This is a genomic window from Spirosoma areae, from assembly GCF_054781775.1.
The window spans coordinates 1-21,883 of the sequence record NZ_BAAGTT010000025.1 but is presented as its reverse complement, the minus strand read 5'-3'; the positions used below and the strand labels follow the sequence as shown (position 1 = coordinate 21,883).

The window sequence follows — 21,883 nt, the reverse complement described above, 5'->3', positions numbered from 1 at the left end:
TCAGCAAAACATCATTAGTTAACCAGCATTTTCACAGTTTTCAATGGAAATTTTAGTAATGGCCGGACAGCTCATTCTGGGTTTGTCCATTTTGGTAGGTTTACACGAGTTAGGGCACCTGTTGGCGGCCAAAGCTTTTGGTATGCGGGTAGAGCAGTATTTTATTGGCTTCCCACCCAAAATCTGGAGCATCAAACGGGGCGAAACCGAATACGGCGTTGGCGCCATTCCCCTCGGTGGCTTCGTGAAAATTTCGGGAATGATTGACGAATCACTCGACACCGCCCACACGAATACTGAACCACAGCCCTACGAATTTCGGGCGAAACCGGCCTGGCAACGGCTCATCGTGATGCTCGGCGGTATCATCGTCAATGTCATTGTCGGCATTCTGATTTTCGTCATTTTAGCTTATAAAAACGGGAATACCTATCTGGCCGCGAAAGATGCCAAATACGGGATTGTTGCCTACGAACTTGCCCAAAGCATTGGCTTGCGAACGGGCGATAAAATCGTGAAAGTCAACGGAAAAGAGATTACTGACTTTAATGAAATTCGCAGTTCCGATGTGTTTCTGGGCAATAACAGTTCCTACACGGTTGAACGAAACGGTACGTTGGAAGACATCGAGATTCCCAATGATTTCGTGGATAAACTGGCCGACAAAAAAGCCGCCGGGCAGTTTATCGAACCCATTGAGCCGTTCAAAGTTGCCGAGTTGGTGCCGGGGCAACCGGCTGGCAAAGCGGGCCTGAAAACGGGTGATATTATTACGAGCATTAATGGTAAACCCATTCAGTTTTATCATGAGTTTACCGAAGTCGTGAAGCCGCTCAAAGGCAAGCCAGTCGTACTTGGCATTAATCGAAATGGGCAGCCAATAACACTGAACATGACCACTACTGCCGACGGTACGATTGGTTTTTATCCTGAGTTTTTGCTGCCCCTTACCAGCCAGGAATACACCTTCGGCGAAGCCCTGAGCGTTGGCACAAAAAAGGCGTTTCAGGTAGTTTTTGACAATATTAAAGGCTTCGGTAAGATCTTCCGGGGCGAAGTGTCTGCGTCCAAAGCCCTCAGTGGCCCCATTGGCATTGCCCAAAACCTGTTCGGTGGCGTGTGGCGGTGGGAACGTTTCTGGACCGTTACGGGCCTGCTCTCCATGGCGCTCGCGTTCATGAATGCCCTGCCGATTCCCGCCCTCGACGGCGGTCACGCCACGATTCTGGGCTATGAAATCATTTCGGGCCGCAAACCGTCCGACCGTTTCCTGGAAGGAGCGCAACGCGTAGGTATGGTAATCCTCCTCGGTCTGATGGCGTTCGCCATTTTCAACGACGTTTTTAAGGCTGTTTTTTAATTAGTCAAACACAGAGAACACAGAACTCCGTGTTCTCTGTGTTCAAGCTCCGTGTCCTCTGTGTTAAAAAAAATAATCAGCGGCTTTTTGCTCATCAGTCTTACGGCCAGTCGTCCGGCGCACGATGTTCACGTCAGCGTTACGCAGATGCAGTATAACGCGAAAGAACGGGTTTTTGAAATAAGCATTCGCGTTTTCACCGACGATCTGGGGAAAGCCCTTTCGGCAGCCTCAACGGCAACTGTTAATCTCGCCGGAACACCGAACTCTAAAAACGACCCGTTCATCGAAAAATACGTTCAGTCTCATTTTGGGTATGTAAGTCCGCAAAAGCAGCCCAAACCGTTCAGATACGTGGGGCACGAAGTGGAAGTTGATGCCCATTGGCTCTACCTGGAAATGCCTTACACTGAATCATTCCGGGGCGGGTTGTTGAAACAAAATCTGTTGATGGAGTTATTTGACGACCAGGTTAATATGGTCAATATCACCTACCAGGGCCAGAAAAAAACGCTGGTTTTCCGTAAAAACCAGCCTGTTCAGGCTATTTCGTTCGATTAATAAATTTATCGCCGACTGACTATCCATTTCGTTAATTTTGCAGTTGTAACGATTGAGCCGTCATTTCGTCATAATATGCGAATGGCACGGGTCTTGCAGCTACATTTCTCCTCGACTCCCGCAACCTTCAGGCACTAATCCATTATTGAAAGCTGTCAGTTCGGCAGTGTACCTATGAATTCAGACAACGAATTTGCAACCCGCTTGTTACTCTCCGATTTTGATTCGGACAATTTAGAAATTGTGCCCCTCGGCTCACCCGAGGGAATGGATGAAGATTATGAGTTACCGGCAAACCTACCCATCCTGCCGGTTCGAAATACAGTTTTATTTCCGGGTATGGTCATTCCCGTTACGGTTGGGCGGTCGAAATCAATCCGGCTGGTCAAGAAAGCCTACAAAGGCAACCGAATCATTGGGGTAAGCGCCCAACTCAATCAGCAAAAAGATGAACCCACTGCCGATGACCTGTATCGGTACGGTACGGTAGCCTATATTATTAAAATGATTACGCTGCCCGATGGCAACATCACCATTATTATTCAGGGCAAAAAGCGGTTTGAAATTCAGCAGATTACGCAGGAAGAACCGTATATGGCAGCTCAGGTTCGCCAGATTGACGACGTTTTTCAGAACGTAAATAAGAAAGAAGGTAAAGCCCTCCTGCAATCGTTGAAAGATGCAGCCTATAAAATGCTTCGCCTGAATCCCGAAATTCCACAGGAAGCCCGGATTGCCCTCGATAACATCGAAAGTCCCACGTTTTTACTGCACTTCCTGTCCTCGAACGTGAATACCGATGTTTCGGATAAACAGCGACTTCTGGAATCACTCGATGGCAACCAGCAGGCTAATTTACTGCTCGAATTCATGCTCCGCGAAGTGCAGTTGCTCGAACTCAAACGCGAAATCCAGTCCAAAGCCTCCTCCGATCTTGACCAGCAACAGCGCGATTATTACCTGCGCCAGCAAATGAAGGTGTTGCAGGATGAGTTGGGCATTGATAACCCCGACCGGGAAATTGATGACATTCGGATGAAGGCCGACCGGAAGAAATGGTCAACCGAAGTACGCGGCCATTTCGACAAGGAACTGAATAAGTTACAGCGTATCAACCCGATGGCGCCGGAATACCCGGTCACGATGAACTACGTTGAGCTGATGGTCGACCTACCCTGGGGTGAGTACACAAAAGACAATTTCGACCTTAAGCGGGCGCAGAAAATCTTAGACACCGACCACTTTGGGCTGGAGAAAGTGAAGGAGCGGATTATTGAATACCTTGCCGTTCTGAAACTGAAAAATGACATGAAAGCCCCCATTCTTTGCTTATACGGACCTCCGGGCGTGGGTAAAACCTCGCTGGGCAAGTCGGTGGCGAAGGCGTTGGGCCGGAAATACAGCCGGATGGCACTGGGTGGCGTTCATGATGAAGCCGAAATTCGGGGGCACCGTAAAACCTACATCGGCGCCATGCCGGGCAAGGTTATCCAGAACATCCGCAAATGCGGCACGGCCAATCCGGTCTTTATTCTGGACGAGATTGACAAGGTAAGCTCCGATTTCCGGGGAGACCCCTCGTCGGCACTGCTCGAAGTGCTTGACCCTGAACAGAATAGCACGTTCATGGACAACTACCTCGAAACTGAGTTCGACCTTTCGCGGGTGTTATTCATCGCTACGGCCAACTCGCTCGATACCATCCACCCCGCCCTGCGCGACCGGATGGAGATTATCGACATTGCGGGCTATACCGTTGAGGAAAAAGTACAGATTGCTAAAAAATACCTGATTCCGAAACAGCGCAGAGACCACGGGCTGAAACCTAAAGATTTAGTCATTGAAGACAAAGCCATCCTGCGAATTATTGAAGGCTATACGCGCGAGTCAGGTGTGCGGAATCTGGAGCAAAAAATTGGCGCATTAATCCGGAAAATTGCCAAATCCATCGCGATGGAGGAGGAATACAATCATACCGTTAAAGTCACGGATATTTCTAAAATGCTCGGTGCCGAGATTTTTGATAAGGAACTCTATGCCGACGACGACATTGCGGGTATCGTGACGGGCTTAGCCTGGACGCAGGTTGGGGGCGAAATTCTGCTCATCGAATCAAGTCTGAGCCGGGGAAAAGGCGTATTGACGCTGTCGGGCCAATTGGGTGACGTAATGAAAGAGTCAGCGATTACGGCCCTCTCCTACCTCAAAGCCCATGCCGACGACTTAGGCATCGACTACCGGGTTTTTAGCCACTACGATTTGCATATTCATATTCCAGCCGGCGCCGTACCAAAAGATGGCCCCTCGGCCGGTATTACGATGCTTACGTCGATGACCTCGATTTATACCCAACGCAAAGTGAAACCGTACCTGGCCATGACCGGTGAAGTGACGCTGCGGGGAAAAGTATTGCCCGTAGGTGGGATTAAAGAGAAGATTCTGGCGGCTAACCGGGCAGGAATTAAAGAGGTGGTGCTTTGTTCCAAAAATCGGAAGGACGTTGACGAAATCAATAAGACCTATATCAAAGACATGGCGTTCCATTACGTCGACACAGTTGACCAGGTGCTTGACTTTGCGCTATTGCCCGGTAAGGTGGGTAAACCAATGAAATTTATCCTGCCTGAAGAGAAAGAACAGCGTGAGGTGGAGAAGGTGTTTTAATTTCTTCTCAAACGACGGAGAACAGGGCCGGGCTGAATTAGTAGCCCGGCCTTTTTTTATCTTTACGCCATGCTTGACTTTCAAAAACTCGCTGCTTCCTATCAACAGGCTTTGCTCCGGCAGGTTGTCCCGTTCTGGCTTAAACATAGCCGGGATGAACCCTGTGGAGGCTACTTTGATTTGCTGTCAGCAACGGGCGAAGTCATTGAGGGAGATAAATTCGTTACGCAGCAAGCCTGCCAGGCATGGGCCTTTGCCTGGCTCCACAATACGCTCGACGGACAACCCGCCTGGCTCGAACACGCCCGGCACGGGACCAATTTTTTAAGTCAGTTTGCCCACACAGATACACTTACCTGCTACGCCCAACTCGACCGGCGTGGTCGGCCGGTTGCAGCCGCTACTGACGTTATCCCCGATTGTTTGGTGGCAATGGCCTATGCTCAACTTCACCGGGCCACCAACGATGACGAATGGGTCATGGTAGCCAAACAAACATTGGCCAATCTGCTCCAGCGTCGCGAAGCGATAAGGACTGAACAAGCGGCAACCGTTGGCGGATTTCGGCAGGTCCGGCACCTGAGCGAACCCGTAGCTGTACTCAAAACGCTGCTGGAGATGCAATCCTTTGTAGACGAAGAAACATGGAAACGAAGCGTCGATTTAGTTTTGGATGAATTGTTGCACGAATTTGTAGACCGTCGCACAGACACGCTTCGGGAGTTCATTTTGCCGGAAGGTTCGTTTGTTAACACGCCGGAAGGCCGACGCCTTAACGTGGGCCTGGCATTTCAAACCGCCAGTTATCTGCTTGATTTGTACGCCCAAAACCTCTTGCTCAAAACGGGGCTAACCGGCAATACTAACCGCAAACTGGCAACACAGGTTGTTGGCTGGTGTCTGCGGCTTTGCGAGCAGGCCTGGGACGAAACGGCAGGGGGATTAAATCAATACGTTGATTTTAAAGGTCAGCCCCTTCTGTTTACCGATTGGCAACAGAAATGGGCCTGGGTGCAGGTCGAGAGCCTTGCGGTGTTAATGAAAGGCTATTTTCATACCCGCCAGCCCGATTGTCTTAAGTGGTTCAAACGCATTCACGACTACACGTTTCACCACTTCCCCGACGCTAAGCACATCGGCTGGCATGTGGCCGTTGACCGACAAGGCCAACCACTCTTAGCAGCCAAATCCCTACCAACAGTCGGTTGCTTTTCGCTTATCCGTTGCTTAGCCGAAACTGCGAAGTTTCTAACGAAGTGCGAACAAATTCAAGTGAAAGAAAAGCCCGTTCGCATTGTTCACTGAAGCGGCAGGGTGATTAGTTTTTAGCCTGATTATAGCCGTCAATAGACCCGCGAACATTGCCAAATTTCGCTAATAACTCTTCAGCTTCTTCCCGGCTGACGCCGATTTCGCTCATGACCATTTTGGCAGCCCGGTCCTGCAACTTAATGTTTGTCAGTTGCATATCGACCATTTTGTTGCCCTTTATCCGGCCCAACTGAATCATTACCGACGTCGAAATCATATTCAGCACGAGTTTCTGGGCGGTTCCGGCTTTCATGCGTGTGCTGCCCGTTACAAACTCCGGCCCGACAACCACTTCAATTGGAAACTCTGCCGCCTGCGCCACCGCCGACCCTTCATTGCAGACAATACAGCCCGTGAGCAATCCAGCTTTGCGGGCTTCCTGTAAACCACCAATTACATACGGTGTCCGGCCTGATGCCGCAATACCAATCACGGTATCATTTGCGTCGGGGTGGTAAGGCGCTATATCTATCCAGGCTTGTTTGGCATCGTCTTCGGCAAACTCAACGGCTTTTCGGATAGCCCCGTCTCCGCCAGCCATCAGGCCAATCACCAAATCGTGCGGAACGCCATACGTTGGCGGACATTCCGATGCATCGACAACGCCCAGCCGACCGCTTGTGCCAGCACCAATATAAATCAGCCGACCCCCCTGTTTCATGCGTTTAACAATCTCCGGTACCAACGCTTCGATTTGGGGAATAGCCCGCTCAACGGCCATTGGCACGGTTTTGTCTTCCTGATTAATATTCGTCAGCAAGTCGTGAACCGACATTTGCTCCAGATGATCGTAGTGCGAAGAGGTTTCCGTTGTCATACGCCAAAAGTAATACAGGCTTAGTTGAACCGACAAAATTTTCTGTTTTTCCTTGCCTTTCAGAAAAATAGCCTGTTTATTTACGGCGTTATTACACCAACAGCGAAATTTCGCTAATTGATTAGTATGATTGCCGAGCAAGCCACTACCCCGTTAAATCGTTTCAGCCGCACGTTAACCCAGGAAGTTAGTAATCCCGCTGCTCAAGCCATGCTGTATGGCATTGGCCTGACAGAGGCTGACATGCAGAAACCCCAGATTGGGATTGCCAGCACGGGTTATGAGGGTAATACCTGTAATATGCACCTGAACGGGCTTTCGGTATATGTAAAGCAAGGTGTTCAGGCAAGTGGCCTGGTAGGGCTGATTTTCAACACCATCGGCGTATCGGATGGCATGACCAACGGCAACGATGGCATGCGCTATTCCTTACCCAGCCGCGACCTCATTGCCGATTCTATTGAATCAGTGGTGGCGGCTCAGTGGTATGATGGCGTGGTGACGGTAGTTGGCTGCGATAAAAACATGCCCGGTGCCGTGATGGCAATGGCTCGGTTAGACCGTCCCGGCATTATGGTGTATGGCGGCACGATTCGCTCTGGTCATTATAAAGGGCAAAAATTAGACATCGTCTCGGCGTTTGAAGCCCTCGGCAAAAAATACGCCGGGAACATCTCCGACGAAGACTTTAAGGGCGTTATTCAGAACTCAATTCCGGGCGCGGGTGCTTGTGGCGGTATGTACACGGCCAATACGATGGCCAGCAGCATCGAAGCAATGGGGTTGAGTTTGCCGTTTAGCAGCAGCTACCCGGCCACCCACGAAGGTAAGCAGGAAGAGTGCAAAAAAATTGGCGCGGCCATGCGCCTGCTACTCGAACGCAACATCACCCCCGCCGATATTATCAGTCGTAAATCGCTCGAAAATGCGCTGACGGTCGTGATGGCTCTTGGTGGCTCAACCAATGCCGTGCTGCATTATCTGGCTATTTCGCGGGCCGCTGGCATCACGCTGACACTCGATGAAATTCAGGCCATCAGCGACCGCGTCCCGTTCCTGGCCGATTTGAAGCCGAGTGGCAAGTATTACATGGAAGACATGCTCGAAATTGGGGGCGTTCCGGCCGTGATGAAGTACCTCTACGAACAGGGCATGATTCATGGCGACTGCCTGACCGTGACGGGCAAAACCATAGCCGAGAATCTGGAAGACATTCCTCCGCTCAACTTTGAAACACAGCAGATTGTACGCCCGTTAAGCAACCCGATTAAGGCAACCGGACATATTCAGATTCTGCGGGGTAACCTCGCTCCAATGGGTTCGGTAGCGAAAATTACCGGTAAAGAAGGCCTGAAATTTGATGGGATTGCTAAAGTGTGCGAACACGAAGGCGAAGTCATCGTCGCGCTTCAGAAGGGTGAAATTTTACCCGGTCAGGTTATTGTTATTCGTAATTCCGGCCCGAAAGGTGGCCCCGGCATGAGCGAAATGCTGAAACCAACCTCGGCCATCATGGGCGCGGGCCTCGGCGACAAAGTAGCTCTCATTACGGACGGACGTTTTTCGGGGGGCACACACGGCTTCGTCGTAGGGCACGTAACGCCCGAAGCTTTCGATGGTGGCCCAATTGCCCTCGTCCACGACGGCGACCGCATCACCATCGACGCCATCACCCGCGAACTAACGCTACACATTTCGGATGAAGAATTAGCCTATCGCAAAAGTGAATGGAAACAACCCGCCCCACCGTTCACCAAAGGCATACTGGGCAAATACATTCGGAATGTGAAATCAGCAAGTGAAGGGTGCGTGACGGATGAGGGGTAATAAGCTTTTGGTACGTTTGTGAGTTATGTGGAGCGAGGAATTAAGAAATCGAACCCGTCTGGTACTGACAACTAATCAGGCCGCTTATATCATGGACGATTTAAGCATTCCACTCAAGAAGTTCGCCAAGTATGCTTTTGTTCTTGGCTCAATTCACATCAACGATTCATCAGGTAATAAGTATGTAGTCAGAAGTCGATTAGACGAAACCGTTTGGCAGTACAACACTTTAGACGAACTGATTGAAGATGGATGGGCACTTGACGGATGAAGAGCAGCAGGTAAGCACTTGGGATAATTATGCGATCACGCTCAAAAATTATCAGACTTACTTAGAGCGAAAAGAAATGCGTAAGCAATCAAGATTTGACCTTGATTTTACTGATTTGCTGTATGCTTCCAATTATAAAGGAGGCAGTGGATCAATACAAGAAGACTTTTCTAAATCAGAAAGCGACCAGAATCTAAAATTTTACAGCAATCTTCTGACTGAAATCCATAAATCATTTGACCAGAGGGGTTTAGAACATATTGAAGATGACAATCTGCCAAAGCTGAAAGAGTATGCAAAACAAATGATTGGTCTATGTTCTGAACACCACATTAAAGGTCTTGGCGTCCCCTATTGTTCAGCCTTGTTTCATCTGCATTTTCCAAATTTAATTCCAGTTATTGATCGAAATGTCTTGTTAGGATTAGGGATGATAGGTTGTGATAAAATTCCAAAATCTGGACAAGTCAAATACATTGGTCTACATTACACCGATCTGATAGAGAGGATGCGTATTTACGTTGGCGAAAACAAAAAAAATCTTCGTGATGCCGATAGAGAATTGTTTGACGCAGGCAAGTTGATCTGGAATGCTCACAAATCAACTAACCCATGAACATCATTATAATATCAAACTATGACAACCCCAGCTCAAAACCAGCAAATTATCAACTACCTGAGACCGTACCAACCGGAGCGGGTGGGTATTTTTGGGTCTTGGGCAAGGGGCGAAAATGGGCCGGATAGCGATTTAGATGTTCTCATTAAGTTAAATAAGCCCGTTTCGCTATTGACGTTTACACGAATGGAACGTGAGTTGTCAGAAACCTTAAATTTAAAAGTGGATTTGGTTTCTGAGAACGCCCTTCAAAATGAACGACTGAAACAATACATTTTGAAAGACTTACAGGAAATTACCGTATGAAAGATGATAAGGTGTATTTGGAACACATTATGGACAGTTTTAGGAAGATTCTTGACTATACCGAAGACATGTCCCTTGATGAATTTCTGAATGACACTAAAACGCAGGATGCCTCTATCCGCCAACTGGAGGTCATTGGAGAAGCAACTAAGCGGCTGTCTATCCCACTTCGCCAACGATTCACACATATTCCCTGGAAGGACATGGCTGGTATGCGGGACAAGTTGATACACGATTACATTCAAGTTGATTTGATGATTGTATGGGCAACTGTTTCAGAAGAAGCTACACCACTACTCATTGATATTGAACAAGTTTACAATACGCTGTTAAATGAAAGCAGCCAAACAACAAACTGAACGACACTAACCGACCACACGTCATGGAAGCAATTGCCAGCGTTATACCGGAAACCTTAGAAATACCAGCGATTCCAACCTATATCAATGGGTCACATGCCCTCATGCAGGCACTTGTCGCTGAAGGGGTAGACACTATTTTTGGCTATCCTGGTGGCGCCATTATGCCCGTTTATGACGCGCTTTATGATTTTCAGGAGCGCATCAACCACATTCTGGTACGCCACGAGCAGGGCGCCGGTCATGCAGCCCAGGGATACGCCCGGATGCAGGGTCGCGCAGGTGTTTGCTTAGTCACGTCGGGGCCAGGGGCAACCAACCTCGTTACGGCCATTGCCGACGCGCTCATCGACTCCACGCCAATGGTGTGCATCGTGGGGCAGGTGGCTAAAAAACTGCTGGGTACAGATGCTTTTCAGGAAGCCGATGTGATGGGCGTTACCATGCCGATTACAAAATGGAACTACCAGATTACCAGCGCCGACGAAGTGCCGGAAATAATGGCTAAAGCGTTCTACATCGCGCAGTCGGGCCGGCCGGGGCCGGTGCTGATTGACATGACCAAAAGTGCCCAGTTAGAACTGATGACGAAGTCGTTCCGGTACGAACGCTGCCAGTCTATCGTTAGCTACCGGCCACGCAGGGTGCCCAAACACGAGCAGGTCGAAGCTGCCGCGAAGTTGATTAACTCGGCTAAACGCCCATATATCCTGGCGGGGCATGGGGTTCAGATTGCCAAAGCGGAAGAGGAACTCCAGGCGTTTGCTGAGAAAACGGGCATTCCGGTTGCAACAACGTTGCTGGGTCAGTCTACGATTCCGACCAATCACCCGCTGTACGTAGGTTGGCTGGGTATGCACGGCAACTACGGCCCCAATGTAATGACCGACCAGGCCGACGTAATTATTGCTATTGGGATGCGTTTCGACGACCGCGTTACGGGCGATGCCAGCAAATACATCAAACAGGCGAAAGTTGTTCATATTGAGATTGACCCGTCGGAGATTGACAAAATCATTCATGCCGATGCACCCGTTGTGGGCGACGCGAAAGAAGCGTTGAAAGCGTTACTCTCACTCGTAAAACCCAATGACCATACCATCTGGCGCAATGGGTTCCGGAAATACGATGCGATTGAAAATGAGACCATTACCGTTCCAGAACTAACCAGCCCGGACGGTAAAATCAGAATGGCCGAAGTCATTGACCTGCTCTCGAAGAAGACAAAGGGCGAGGCTGTTCTGGTAACGGATGTGGGGCAGCATCAGATGATGGCGTCACGTTATTATCAATTCCGGCGCCCAAACAGCTTAGTTACATCGGGTGGTATGGGCACAATGGGCTTTGCCCTGCCAGCCGCTTTCGGAGCACAGGTTGGCGCGCCCGACCGTCAGGTGGTGGCCATTATTGGCGATGGTTGTTTCCAGATGACCTTGCAGGAACTGGGCACAATTGTCCAGAACAAGCAGCCGGTTAAGGCCATTATCCTGAACAACAACTTCCTGGGCATGGTACGCCAATGGCAGCAGTTGTTTCACCAGCGTCGGTACTCGTTCGTAGAGTTGCAAAATCCCGATTTCATTATGATTGCTAAAGGTTTCGGAATGGACGGGCAATCGTGCAGCGAACGCGATAATCTGTCAGCCGCCCTCGACACAATGCTGGCACACGACGGACCATTCCTGCTCGAAGTGATTGTTGAAAAAGAAGAAAACGTGTTTCCAATGGTGCCAGCCGGTGCCAGCGTCGCGCAGATTCGATTAAAATAGAAGTTAACGTGGTGTCAGGTTCTCAAACCTGACACACAGACTAAAATCGTGTCGGGCTTAAGAACGCCAGCGGGCGACCGTCCGATACCACGAAAGATGACTAACTACACCATTTGCATATTCACCGAAAATACCATCGGGTTGCTCAACCGCATCACAATTATTTTCACGCGCCGACGGGTCAATATTGAGAGCCTGACTGTATCTGAAACGGAACGTAAAGGCGTATCGCGTTTCACGATTGTGATTAAACATGAATCGCGGGAAGAGGTTGAAAAACTCGTCCGGCAGATTCGTAAAATAGTGGAAGTGCTGGCCGTATTCGGCTATCTCAATGATGAGATTGTCTATAATGAAATTGCTTTGTTCAAGATTTCGACCCCGCTGGGCAGCAAGCCGCTCGATGTTGAAACCATCAATAAAGAACACAAAGCCTGGGTTGTTTATTGGGGTTTAGACTACGTCGTTATTGAGAAAACGGGCAACGACATCGAAATTTTTGAGTTTTTCGCCTACATCAAACAGTACGAAATTCTGGAGTTTGTCCGTTCAGGCCGCGTCGCCGTTGGCAAAACCGAGAAGGGGCTGGTCGAGTACCTACCCGAAGCCGAGTGGGCGTATTATTTGTAACGTATTGCATGGGAAAGTTTGAAAAGATATTGACCAAATTGTTACGCGGAAAAGCTGATAACAATTTCGATTTTGACGAATTGAGGAATCTTCTACTAAAGCTTGGTTTTGACGAGAGAATAAAAGCGAGTCATCATATTTATTCAAAAGATGGCATTACCGAAATCATTAATCTTCAACCCAAACAAGGTAAAGCTAAAGCATACCAGGTTAAATAGGCCAGGAATCTGATTGTAAACTACAAACTTGATGTCGAGGAAGATGGAAGCGAATCCTAAATATGAGATTATCATTTATTGGAGTAGTGAAGACAATGTCTTTATCGCTGAAGTACCAGAACTACTGGGTTGCATGGCGGATGGCGATACATACCAGTCAGCGTTAGCCAATACAGAAATAATCATTCAGGAATGGCTGGAGACAGCGCAATCGCTACAGCGCGACATTCCTAAACCCAAAGGACGATTATTATTTGCGTAACCTATCACAATTTGTGATACCCTGCACAAATCGAGATGACTCTATGTTTTCTGTTTGCGTAACCAATTAATACCCCCAAATACGAGTACAAAACCAATTAAACATGGCAACGATTAATTTCGGAGGAGTTGAAGAGCAAGTTGTAACGCGGGACGAGTTCCCGTTAGAGAAAGCCCGCGACGTGCTGGCTAATGAAACCATCGCCGTTATTGGCTACGGTGTACAAGGCCCTGGCCAGTCGCTGAACATGCGCGATAACGGTTTCAACGTTATTGTTGGGCAGCGCAAAGGCAAAACCTACGATAAGGCCGTGGCCGATGGCTGGGTGCCGGGCGAAACATTGTTTGAAATTGAAGAAGCGCTCGAAAAAGGCACTATTATCTGCTTCCTGCTTTCCGATGCTGCCCAAATCGAACTCTGGCCAACTGTAAAAGCCGCCCTCAAGCCCGGCAAGTCGCTGTATTTCTCACACGGCTTTGGCGTAACTTACAAAGAAAAAACAGGCATTATTCCACCTGCCGATGTCGATGTATTCCTTGTAGCCCCGAAGGGTTCCGGTACATCGCTGCGCCGGTTGTTTGTCGAAGGAAAAGGGCTGAATTCCAGCTTTGCCATCTATCAGGATGCTTCGGGCAACGCACGGACTAAAGCCATTGCCATGGGCATTGGCGTAGGTTCGGGCTATTTGTTCGAGACTGATTTCTACAAAGAAGTAACCTCCGACTTAACCGGCGAACGCGGTACGCTGATGGGTGCCATTCAGGGCATTTTCGCGGCTCAGTATGAAGTCCTCCGCGCCAACGGTCACAGCCCATCGGAAGCATTCAACGAAACGGTTGAAGAACTGACGCAGTCACTAATGCCGCTCGTTGCCGAAAACGGTATGGACTGGATGTATGCCAATTGCTCGACTACAGCCCAGCGCGGTGCCCTCGACTGGTGGAAACCCTTCCGCGATGCCACCAGGCCGGTATTCGAGCAGTTGTATAATTCGGTAAAATCGCAGGAACAGGCTGAAATCAGCATCAGCCGCAACTCGCAACCCGATTACCGCGAGAAACTTGAAGTCGAACTATCCGAACTTCGCGAGTCAGAAATGTGGCAGGCAGGTAAGGCCGTTCGGTCACTGCGCCCAGAGCGGGCTTAGTTTTTGATGGGAACGCGGTTCTCCATTCGCGTTCCCATCCTTTAGTTTGCGTAACTTTACAGCATGAGCACGGTAGTTGACGAAGAGAAGAAAATAGCATTTCCTGACCTCGATAATATTTATCTGGCCGCCGAACGGCTTCGGGGTGTAGCCGTCCATACGCCTTTGCAGGAAAATATCAACCTGTCGGACCGCTACGGAGCTACTATTTACCTGAAGCGGGAAGATTTGCAGGTTGTCCGGTCGTATAAGATTCGGGGAGCCTACAACAAAATGGCCAGTTTGCCTGCCGACGTTTTGGCAAAGGGTGTTGTATGCGCCAGCGCGGGCAATCATGCTCAGGGATTGGCCTATGCCTGCCGGAAGATGGGCGTGCGCGGCATAATTTTCATGCCAACGACTACCCCAAACCAAAAGGTGAAGCAGGTAAAACTGTTCGGCAAAGAGTTCGTTGACGTCGTCTTAATTGGTGATACGTATGACGATGCTTACCATGCCGCCATGGAATTTGTAAACACCCACGACAGCGTCTTCGTGCATCCATTCGATGACCTGCAGGTGATGGAGGGGCAGGGCACCGTGGGACTGGAGATATTCAAAGATTCTAATTTCAAGATTGATTACCTGCTGATGGCTATCGGCGGGGGCGGGTTGGCAGCGGGCGTGTCTACGGTGTTCAAACAACTCAGCCCGAAAACGAAACTCATTGGCGTTGAGCCTGCTGGTTCGCCCTCCATGAAAGTTTCCCTTGATGAGAACCAGGTGGTAACCCTCGATGAAATCGACAAATTTGTGGATGGAGCCGCCGTGAAGCGCGTGGGCGATATGACCTTTGAAATTTGTCGCAAAAATCTGAACCGCGTTCTCTTAGTGCCGGAAGGAAAAGTTTGCACCACCATTCTGCAACTTTATAATGAAGAAGCCATTGTAGCCGAACCCGCCGGTGCCTTAACCATTGCCGCACTTGATTTTTTGAAAGACGAAATTCGCGGCAAGAATGTAGTGTGTTTGGTTGGTGGCGGCAATAACGACATTACCCGAACCGAGGAAATTAAGGAACGGTCGCTGCTTTACGAGGGTCTCAAACATTATTTCATCGTTCGGTTTCCGCAGCGTGCGGGTGCCATGCGTGAGTTTCTGGCCGATGTTCTTGGTCCCAACGACGATATTACGTTGTTTGAATACTCTAAACGGACAAATCGGGAACGAGGCCCGGCTTTAGTCGGTATCGAATTAAAAGCGAAAGCTGATTTTGACCCACTGTTGACCCGAATGAAAGAAGCTAAAATCCAGTTCGAGTATCTAAACGACAAGCCGGATTTGTTTGAGTTTTTGATTTGAGAAATATGAGCCAGCCCACCACATTATTCGATAAAATCTGGGATGCCCACGTTGTGAAACAGGCCGATGAACATCCCGACGCGCTGTTCATCGACCGGCATTTTATTCACGAAGTAACCAGCCCGCAAGCGTTTGACGGTTTGAGGAAACGGGGTATCAGCGTGTTCAACACCGCTCGCACCACCGCTACCGCCGACCATAATGTACCAACCAAAGACCAGCATCTACCCATAAAAGAAGCCCTTTCCCGGCATCAGGTCGAGACGTTGCGGAAAAATTGCGCGGAGTTTGGCGTTGAGTTATACGACCTGGGGCACCCGTTTCAGGGAATTGTCCATATTATCGGGCCAGAGTTAGGCCTGACGCTGCCCGGCATGACCATCGTTTGTGGCGATAGTCATACCAGCACCCATGGCGCATTTGGCAATGTGGCCTTTGGCATTGGTACCAGTGAGGTGGAGCAGGTATTAGGTACGCAGTGCATTCTGCAGTACAAACCGAAGCGGATGCGTATCAACATCAACGGCCTCTTGTCAAAAGGAGTTACGTCGAAAGATATTATTCTGTACGTCATCTCGAAAATATCGGCCAGCGGGGCTACCGGTTATTTCGTTGAATACGCCGGCGACACCATCCGTAGCCTGTCGATGGAGGCCCGGATGACCATCTGCAACATGAGTATCGAAATGGGCGCACGGGGTGGCCTGATTGCCCCCGATGACATGACCTTTGAGTACATTCGAGGTCGCCGGTTTGCACCACAGGGAGATGCATTTGAGAAGGCCGTTTCACAATGGCGTGAACTCAAAACCGACATCGGTGCTACCTTCGATGTCGAACTGAATTACAACGCTCAGGACATTCAGCCCATGATTACCTATGGAACCAATCCCGGCATGGGAATCGGTATCGGCGAACATGTTCCAAACCTAAGCGAAATTCCAGCCCATGAACTGGCTTCGTTTACAAAATCATTGGCCTATATGGGCCTGGAGCCGGGTATGGAACTTCGCGATAAACCTGTTGATTACGTCTTTATTGGCTCTTGCACAAATGCCCGGATTGAAGACCTCCGCACAGTTGCTAATTTTGTGAAAGGCAAACAAAAAGCCGCAGGGGTAGAGGTTTGGATTGTGCCCGGTTCGGTTCAGGTAGCTAACCAGGCCAGAGCCGAAGGGTTGGATAAGGTTTTTGAAGCAGCAGGGTTTGAACTCCGTGAGCCAGGCTGTTCGGCCTGCCTGGGCATGAACGAAGATAAAATTCCAGCGGGTAAATATTGCATCAGCACGTCTAATCGAAACTTTGAAGGCCGTCAGGGACCTGGTGCCCGAACCTTTCTGGCCAGCCCGATTATGGCCGCAGCAGCCGCCGTTATGGGCCGGGTCGTCGACATTCGTGAACTTGTTTAATCATTTTGCTTAGCCTAATATCATCTTATGTTGGCCATTCCCTAAAAAGTCGGTGAGTTTTCACAACTGTTATTGATTCAACAAAAGAGTTTACTTAGTTTTAGCAAACTAAAAACCCATGATGAATGAATCAAGTCAGACAAACCGCCGAGAATGTGGACTATAATGGCAGTGATAACCTGTCCATTATGCGTTTTGCAGAGAACTACAACAGAAACTTATATAGGTGGATAGAAGCAGGCACAAATGATAAAATGAAAATTCTTGATTTTGGGGCTGGTAATGGAGAATATGCCAATCGATTTCCACTAAACGCCGTTGACGCGGTCGAAATCGACCCTGATTTATTGCCGCTCATCAAGCAACCTGTTTTCACAGATTTAAATCAACTCACGCAGCAATACGACCTGATTTACACGATTAATGTGTTGGAGCATATCGAGTACCATCAGGCCATTGCTAAGCAGTTATTTAACAAAACCAAACCCGGCGGTACCATAAAAGTATTCGTACCAGCGCGTCAGGAAATATTTAGCCATATGGATGAGCACGTTGGCCATTATCGTCGCTACGATAAGCGTATGGTTAACGAGTTATTGAACACAGCAGGTTTCGAGGTGACAAGCTGCCATTATTATGATTTTGCCGGTTATTTCATCTCTCTGATATACAAATGGTTAGGTAAAAATGGCCGTATCACTAAAGAGTCTGTCATTTTCTATGACCGCCTTATATTTCCCATTAGCCACTTGCTCGACCGATTAACATTTGGGCAGGTAATTGGTAAAAATGTAATGGCCGAAGCCATCCGTCCCCGCTAATTGCACTATTTCCTATGCGTAAAGAAACGTTTCATACGCTCACGACAAAAGCCGTACCGCTGTCGATTGAAAACATCGACACCGACCAGATCATACCAGCCCGCTTCCTGAAGGCAACCACACGTGAGGGCTTTGGGGAGAACCTTTTCCGCGATTGGTCCTTCAATCCCGATGGCACAAAAAGAGCGGATTTCGTGCTGAACGACCCGAAATACTATTCGGGCGAAAATGGCGCAAAAATTTTGGTAGCCGGGCGTAATTTCGGGATGGGCAGCAGCCGCGAACATGCCGCCTGGGCTATTCATGATTTTGGCTTTAAGGCAGTTGTTTCGAGTTTCTTTGCTGATATTTTTCGCAACAATGCCCTAAACACGTTCGTTCTGCCCGTGCAGGTATCCAACGAGTTTCTAAAAACAATTTTTGCTGCACTTGAACTCAATCCGGATACGCTGCTAACAATTGATTTGCCTTCCCAAACGATTTCGTTAGAAACCGGCGAATCAGAACAATTTGCGATTAATACGTACAAGAAAACCTGCCTGATGAACGGCTACGACGATATTGATTACCTGCTCAGCCTCAAAAACGAGATTACGCAATTTGACATAGCCCACGCCTAATTAAAGGTGAACGGGCGAACGAGTGAATGAGCGAAAATTACGCGCCAGCCGGAATCCGGATCACCACTCTTTCGCTCGTTCACTCGTTCACTCTTTAAAATGAAAAAACACATTTTAGTTATTGCTGGCGACGGCATTGGTCAGGAAGTAACGGCGGTTGGGAAGCAAGTGCTGGAAGCAATCGCCCAAAAACACAGCCACGAATTTACCTTCGATACGGCCCTCATTGGGCATGCAGCTATTGAAGTAACGGGCAATCCATTACCCGATGAAACCATCACCAAATCGAAAGCGTCAGATGCCATTCTGTTCGGTGCCGTAGGCCATCCTAAATACGACAATGACCCATCGGCTAAAATTAGACCCGAACAGGGACTTTTGGGCATCCGTAAAGCACTGGGTCTGTATGCTAACCTGCGGCCAATTAAGTTATTTGACGAGTTGTTAAGCGCGTCGAGTATCAAACCTGAAATTTTGCGGGGAGCCGATATCCTGTTCTTTCGGGAATTAACCGGTGATGTATACTTCGGTGAAAAGGGACGTTTAAATGACCGAAATACGGCTTACGACACTATGATTTATAGCCGGTATGAGGTGGAGCGAATTGCTATTAAAGCCTTTGAAGCGGCCATGACCCGGCGAAAAAAATTATGTTCGGTCGACAAGGCGAACGTCCTGGAATCTTCGCGCCTGTGGCGCGAGGTAGTGCAGGAAATGGCTCCGCGTTATCCCGATGTTGACGTTGAACACCAATTTGTTGATGCGGCTGCCATGTTGCTTATTAAAGACCCTAAACGTTTCGATGTCGTTTTAACGGGTAATCTTTTTGGAGATATTTTAACGGATGAAGCCAGCCAGATTGCCGGTTCGATGGGCATGCTGGCATCGGCTTCTATAGGCGATATAACCGGACTTTATGAACCCATCCATGGTTCGGCTCATGACATAACCGGTAAAGGTATTGCGAACCCGTTAGCCTCCGTTTTATCGGTCGCGCTTATGCTCGACATTTCTTTTGGTATGAAGACCGAAGCTGATGTTGTTGTTAATGCGGTAGATTCTGCACTTAAGTCTGGCTTCCGCACCCGCGACATTGCTGATTCAACCACATTAGCAGCTAAGATTTTGGGTACTGAAGCGATGGGAAAGTGCATTCTTAATTGCATAACAGGCTGATATAGAGTAACTGTTGTAAGATTAAAAAATAATTCCCGGAAGTTTGCAGGCTTAACAAAAACGCCTATTTTTGTAGCGTATTTACGCAGACAGCGAAATTTCGCAGGAAAATCATGACTTATTCTTCTTTACTCTGCCGACTGCAAACAGTAAACGTTTACTAAGAACGGAGCGAGGAAATGCTGTACTAAAAAGCCCTTTCTCCCACAGAAGGGGCTTTTTGCATAGGTTAGAACTCAATACTATTTTTAATTGATTGCTGATTATGAGCCAACGAGTTTTTATTTTCGACACTACCTTACGCGACGGTGAGCAGGTACCGGGGTGCCAATTATCTACGGAAGAGAAAATTATCGTGGCAAAAGAACTAGAGCGAATGGGTGTTGATATTATTGAAGCAGGTTTTCCTATTTCAAGTCCCGGCGACTTCCGCTCTGTTGTTGAAATTTCGAAGGCGGTATCAGAGCCCACCATTTGTGCGTTAAGCCGAGCCGTAAAAGGTGATATCGATGCGGCTGGTGAAGCACTAAAATGGGCAAAACGAGGACGGATTCATACAGGTATTGGTTCTTCTGACATTCATATTCGCAATAAATTCAGTAGCACACGCGAGAAAATTCTGGAACAGGCTATTGCTGCGGTCAAACACGCTAAAACCTATGTTGAAGATGTAGAGTTTTATGCCGAAGATGCTGGTCGGGCTGATTTGGTGTTTCTGTCTCAACTGACCGAAGCCGTTATTACTGCTGGTGCTACAGTTGTAAACATTCCTGATACAACAGGCTATTGCTTACCTGATGAATACGGCAGAAAAATTGCGTATATCTACGAACATGTTCCCAATGTTCATAAAGCAACCATTTCGATTCATTGTCATAATGATCTGGGTTTAGCTACGGCTAATACATTGGCGGGCGTTATGAACGGAGCGCGACAGGTGGAAGTAACCATGAACGGCATTGGTGAGCGCGCTGGCAATACATCGCTTGAAGAAGTTGTAATGGCTATTAAGGTGAAAAAAGAGCTGGGTTTGCATACAAATATTGATTCGACGCGGCTATTTCCGGTAAGTAATCTAGTCTCTCAAATGATGCGGATGCCCGTACAGGCGAATAAAGCCATTGTGGGTCGTAACGCCTTCGCACACTCATCAGGCATTCACCAGGATGGCTTTTTGAAGCATTCTGAAAATTACGAAATCATGAACCCGCATGATGTAGGCGTTCCAAAGTCTTCCATCGTACTAACAGCACGCTCCGGACGGCATGCGCTTAAACATCGGCTCGAACTACTGGGCTTTCGCTATGACAGGCCAACACTCGACGGTATTTATACACGCTTTTTGGATATGGCCGACATCCGAAAAGAAGTGAATGATAAGGATTTAATGGAATTGATTCGCTAAGTATAAGCCCGTTATAAACGGGCTTATTTTATTGATTCTAACGCGAACAAAATTGCCACACAAGCTGTTGGGCCAACAACAACCCTCACTTATCAATTGCGTAAAAAATAGTATAATCATATGGCTCGCCCAACGCTCGAACTCATCTACGCGCTCCGTCAAACAACCCAAAATTTAAAGAAAGGCGCGCACTACCAATGGGGGCATATGGGCAGCTGTAATTGTGGCAATCTCGCCCAGCAGCTTACCAGGCTTTCTAAGGACCAAATTCATCAATATGCCATGCAACGATATGGAGATTGGAATGAACAGACCGACGGTTACTGTTCAAACAGCCAAATGCCTATTGACTTGCTAATTAACGAAATGCTTAATGTAGGGCTGATGCTCGAAGATTTAAAACATCTCGAAAAACTTGATGATAGAGAAGTATTAAGCCAGCTTCCTCTTGAACAAAGATTCTTAAAATATAATGTGCGGGAAGATGTCATCGCCTATATGAACGCATGGGCTAATTTATTGGAAGAGAAGTTATTAGATAAAATAATATTACCGAATTTGCAGGATTTTGCTCCTATAGCATCAGTCTCATAAACGTATCTACCCGTTTAGACGCACAGAAGCCGTTCCTCTCTCGAAGAACGGCTCACGGCCAGCTTCCGCTGCAATATCACTCAGGTGGCACCTGCCTACTCTCCCGCTTGTGACAGCAGTACCATCGGCAGTACGGGGCTTAACGGCTCTGTTCGAAATGGAAGAGAGGTGCACACCCGCCTTGACGGCACCAACCTGACTGAAGCTCAACGACAACCCCGCCTAACACAGGGTCATCAAGACCTGTTCCTTCTTTGAACCCCACAGAGAGAGACCTCCTTTACCCAGACCCAGCCCGCTAACCCCAGCGGCTAAACCAACCAGCCCCGCTCAACGACGGACCTATAAGCCCCAGCACACGCTCCCGGGGTCATTAGTACGGCTCAGCTCTACGCA

Annotated in this window: 22 protein-coding genes and 1 rRNA gene; 21 read left to right on the top strand and 2 right to left on the bottom strand. The window is 48.5% G+C overall.

What is annotated here, in order from left to right; translation table 11 throughout:
- Nucleotides 1-43 precede the first annotated feature (43 nt).
- The 4 genes from rseP to ACYVI1_RS12710 all read left to right on the top strand — a co-directional run bounded on the left by rseP (nt 44) and on the right by ACYVI1_RS12710 (nt 5,890).
- Complete coding sequence (rseP, locus tag ACYVI1_RS12725) at nt 44-1,360, top strand: RIP metalloprotease RseP (RefSeq protein ID WP_460910576.1); 1,317 nt, start codon at nt 44-46, stop codon at nt 1,358-1,360.
- 87 nt (nt 1,361-1,447) lie between these two features.
- Complete coding sequence (locus ACYVI1_RS12720) at nt 1,448-1,921, top strand: DUF6702 family protein (protein ID WP_460910573.1); 474 nt, start codon at nt 1,448-1,450, stop codon at nt 1,919-1,921.
- 174 nt (nt 1,922-2,095) lie between these two features.
- Nucleotides 2,096-4,585 (top strand): endopeptidase La, encoded by a 2,490-nt coding sequence (gene lon / locus ACYVI1_RS12715; protein ID WP_460910571.1) that lies wholly within the window; start codon nt 2,096-2,098, stop codon nt 4,583-4,585.
- 69 nt (nt 4,586-4,654) lie between these two features.
- Nucleotides 4,655-5,890: an AGE family epimerase/isomerase gene (locus ACYVI1_RS12710; RefSeq protein ID WP_460910568.1), complete on the top strand. Its 1,236-nt coding sequence runs from the start codon at nt 4,655-4,657 to the stop codon at nt 5,888-5,890.
- A gap of 13 nt (nt 5,891-5,903) precedes the next feature.
- Here ACYVI1_RS12710 and murQ read toward each other — a convergent pair whose 3' ends face one another.
- Entirely contained in the window at nt 5,904-6,713 is an 810-nt protein-coding gene (gene murQ, locus ACYVI1_RS12705) for an N-acetylmuramic acid 6-phosphate etherase (RefSeq protein ID WP_460910565.1), read from the bottom strand.
- A 126-nt stretch (nt 6,714-6,839) separates the two neighbouring features.
- Between murQ and ilvD the strand changes: the two genes are divergently transcribed.
- From ilvD to ACYVI1_RS12620, 17 genes are all read left to right on the top strand, one after another.
- On the top strand, nt 6,840-8,540 hold the full coding sequence (gene ilvD, locus ACYVI1_RS12700; RefSeq protein WP_460910563.1) for a dihydroxy-acid dehydratase: 1,701 nt from the start codon (nt 6,840-6,842) through the stop codon (nt 8,538-8,540).
- Between the two features lie 91 nt (nt 8,541-8,631).
- The gene (locus ACYVI1_RS12695) at nt 8,632-8,811 is read left to right on the top strand and encodes a hypothetical protein (protein ID WP_460910561.1); all 180 of its coding nucleotides are present in this window, start codon (nt 8,632-8,634) and stop codon (nt 8,809-8,811) included.
- Complete coding sequence (locus tag ACYVI1_RS12690; RefSeq protein ID WP_460910560.1) at nt 8,789-9,427, top strand: hypothetical protein; 639 nt, start codon at nt 8,789-8,791, stop codon at nt 9,425-9,427. The genes ACYVI1_RS12695 and ACYVI1_RS12690 overlap by 23 nt, the downstream gene beginning before the upstream one ends.
- A 21-nt stretch (nt 9,428-9,448) precedes the next feature.
- A complete protein-coding gene (locus ACYVI1_RS12685; RefSeq protein ID WP_460910558.1) occupies nt 9,449-9,736 on the top strand; it encodes a nucleotidyltransferase family protein in 288 nt (95 codons plus the stop codon).
- Nucleotides 9,733-10,095 (top strand): HepT-like ribonuclease domain-containing protein, encoded by a 363-nt coding sequence (locus ACYVI1_RS12680; protein ID WP_460910555.1) that lies wholly within the window; start codon nt 9,733-9,735, stop codon nt 10,093-10,095. The genes ACYVI1_RS12685 and ACYVI1_RS12680 overlap by 4 nt, the downstream gene beginning before the upstream one ends.
- A gap of 23 nt (nt 10,096-10,118) precedes the next feature.
- Nucleotides 10,119-11,864: a biosynthetic-type acetolactate synthase large subunit gene (ilvB, locus tag ACYVI1_RS12675; RefSeq protein ID WP_460910553.1), complete on the top strand. Its 1,746-nt coding sequence runs from the start codon at nt 10,119-10,121 to the stop codon at nt 11,862-11,864.
- Nucleotides 11,865-11,960: 96 nt separating this feature from the next.
- Complete coding sequence (gene ilvN / locus ACYVI1_RS12670; RefSeq protein ID WP_460910551.1) at nt 11,961-12,494, top strand: acetolactate synthase small subunit; 534 nt, start codon at nt 11,961-11,963, stop codon at nt 12,492-12,494.
- A gap of 8 nt (nt 12,495-12,502) precedes the next feature.
- Complete coding sequence (locus ACYVI1_RS12665) at nt 12,503-12,712, top strand: hypothetical protein (RefSeq protein WP_460910549.1); 210 nt, start codon at nt 12,503-12,505, stop codon at nt 12,710-12,712.
- A 31-nt stretch (nt 12,713-12,743) separates the two neighbouring features.
- On the top strand, nt 12,744-12,974 hold the full coding sequence (locus tag ACYVI1_RS12660) for a type II toxin-antitoxin system HicB family antitoxin (RefSeq protein WP_460910547.1): 231 nt from the start codon (nt 12,744-12,746) through the stop codon (nt 12,972-12,974).
- 103 nt (nt 12,975-13,077) lie between these two features.
- Nucleotides 13,078-14,121 carry a ketol-acid reductoisomerase gene (gene ilvC, locus ACYVI1_RS12655; RefSeq protein WP_460910545.1) on the top strand — a complete coding sequence of 348 codons (1,044 nt, stop codon included), beginning with the start codon at nt 13,078-13,080 and terminating at the stop codon, nt 14,119-14,121.
- A gap of 63 nt (nt 14,122-14,184) precedes the next feature.
- Complete coding sequence (gene ilvA, locus ACYVI1_RS12650; RefSeq protein ID WP_460910543.1) at nt 14,185-15,462, top strand: threonine ammonia-lyase; 1,278 nt, start codon at nt 14,185-14,187, stop codon at nt 15,460-15,462.
- Between the two features lie 5 nt (nt 15,463-15,467).
- Complete coding sequence (gene leuC / locus ACYVI1_RS12645) at nt 15,468-16,871, top strand: 3-isopropylmalate dehydratase large subunit (protein WP_460910541.1); 1,404 nt, start codon at nt 15,468-15,470, stop codon at nt 16,869-16,871.
- 125 nt (nt 16,872-16,996) lie between these two features.
- A complete protein-coding gene (locus tag ACYVI1_RS12640) occupies nt 16,997-17,692 on the top strand; it encodes a class I SAM-dependent methyltransferase (protein WP_460910539.1) in 696 nt (231 codons plus the stop codon).
- Nucleotides 17,693-17,706: 14 nt separating this feature from the next.
- Nucleotides 17,707-18,312 carry a 3-isopropylmalate dehydratase small subunit gene (gene leuD / locus ACYVI1_RS12635; RefSeq protein ID WP_460910538.1) on the top strand — a complete coding sequence of 202 codons (606 nt, stop codon included), beginning with the start codon at nt 17,707-17,709 and terminating at the stop codon, nt 18,310-18,312.
- Between the two features lie 99 nt (nt 18,313-18,411).
- Nucleotides 18,412-19,488 (top strand): 3-isopropylmalate dehydrogenase, encoded by a 1,077-nt coding sequence (gene leuB, locus ACYVI1_RS12630; protein ID WP_460910536.1) that lies wholly within the window; start codon nt 18,412-18,414, stop codon nt 19,486-19,488.
- Between the two features lie 265 nt (nt 19,489-19,753).
- Entirely contained in the window at nt 19,754-20,893 is a 1,140-nt protein-coding gene (locus ACYVI1_RS12625; RefSeq protein WP_460910534.1) for a 2-isopropylmalate synthase, read from the top strand.
- Nucleotides 20,894-21,013: 120 nt separating this feature from the next.
- On the top strand, nt 21,014-21,487 hold the full coding sequence (locus tag ACYVI1_RS12620; protein ID WP_460910532.1) for a hypothetical protein: 474 nt from the start codon (nt 21,014-21,016) through the stop codon (nt 21,485-21,487).
- A gap of 82 nt (nt 21,488-21,569) precedes the next feature.
- Here the strand turns inward: ACYVI1_RS12620 and rrf are convergent.
- Nucleotides 21,570-21,682, bottom strand: a 5S ribosomal RNA gene (rrf, locus tag ACYVI1_RS12615).
- Between the last annotated feature and the right edge of the window lie 201 nt (nt 21,683-21,883).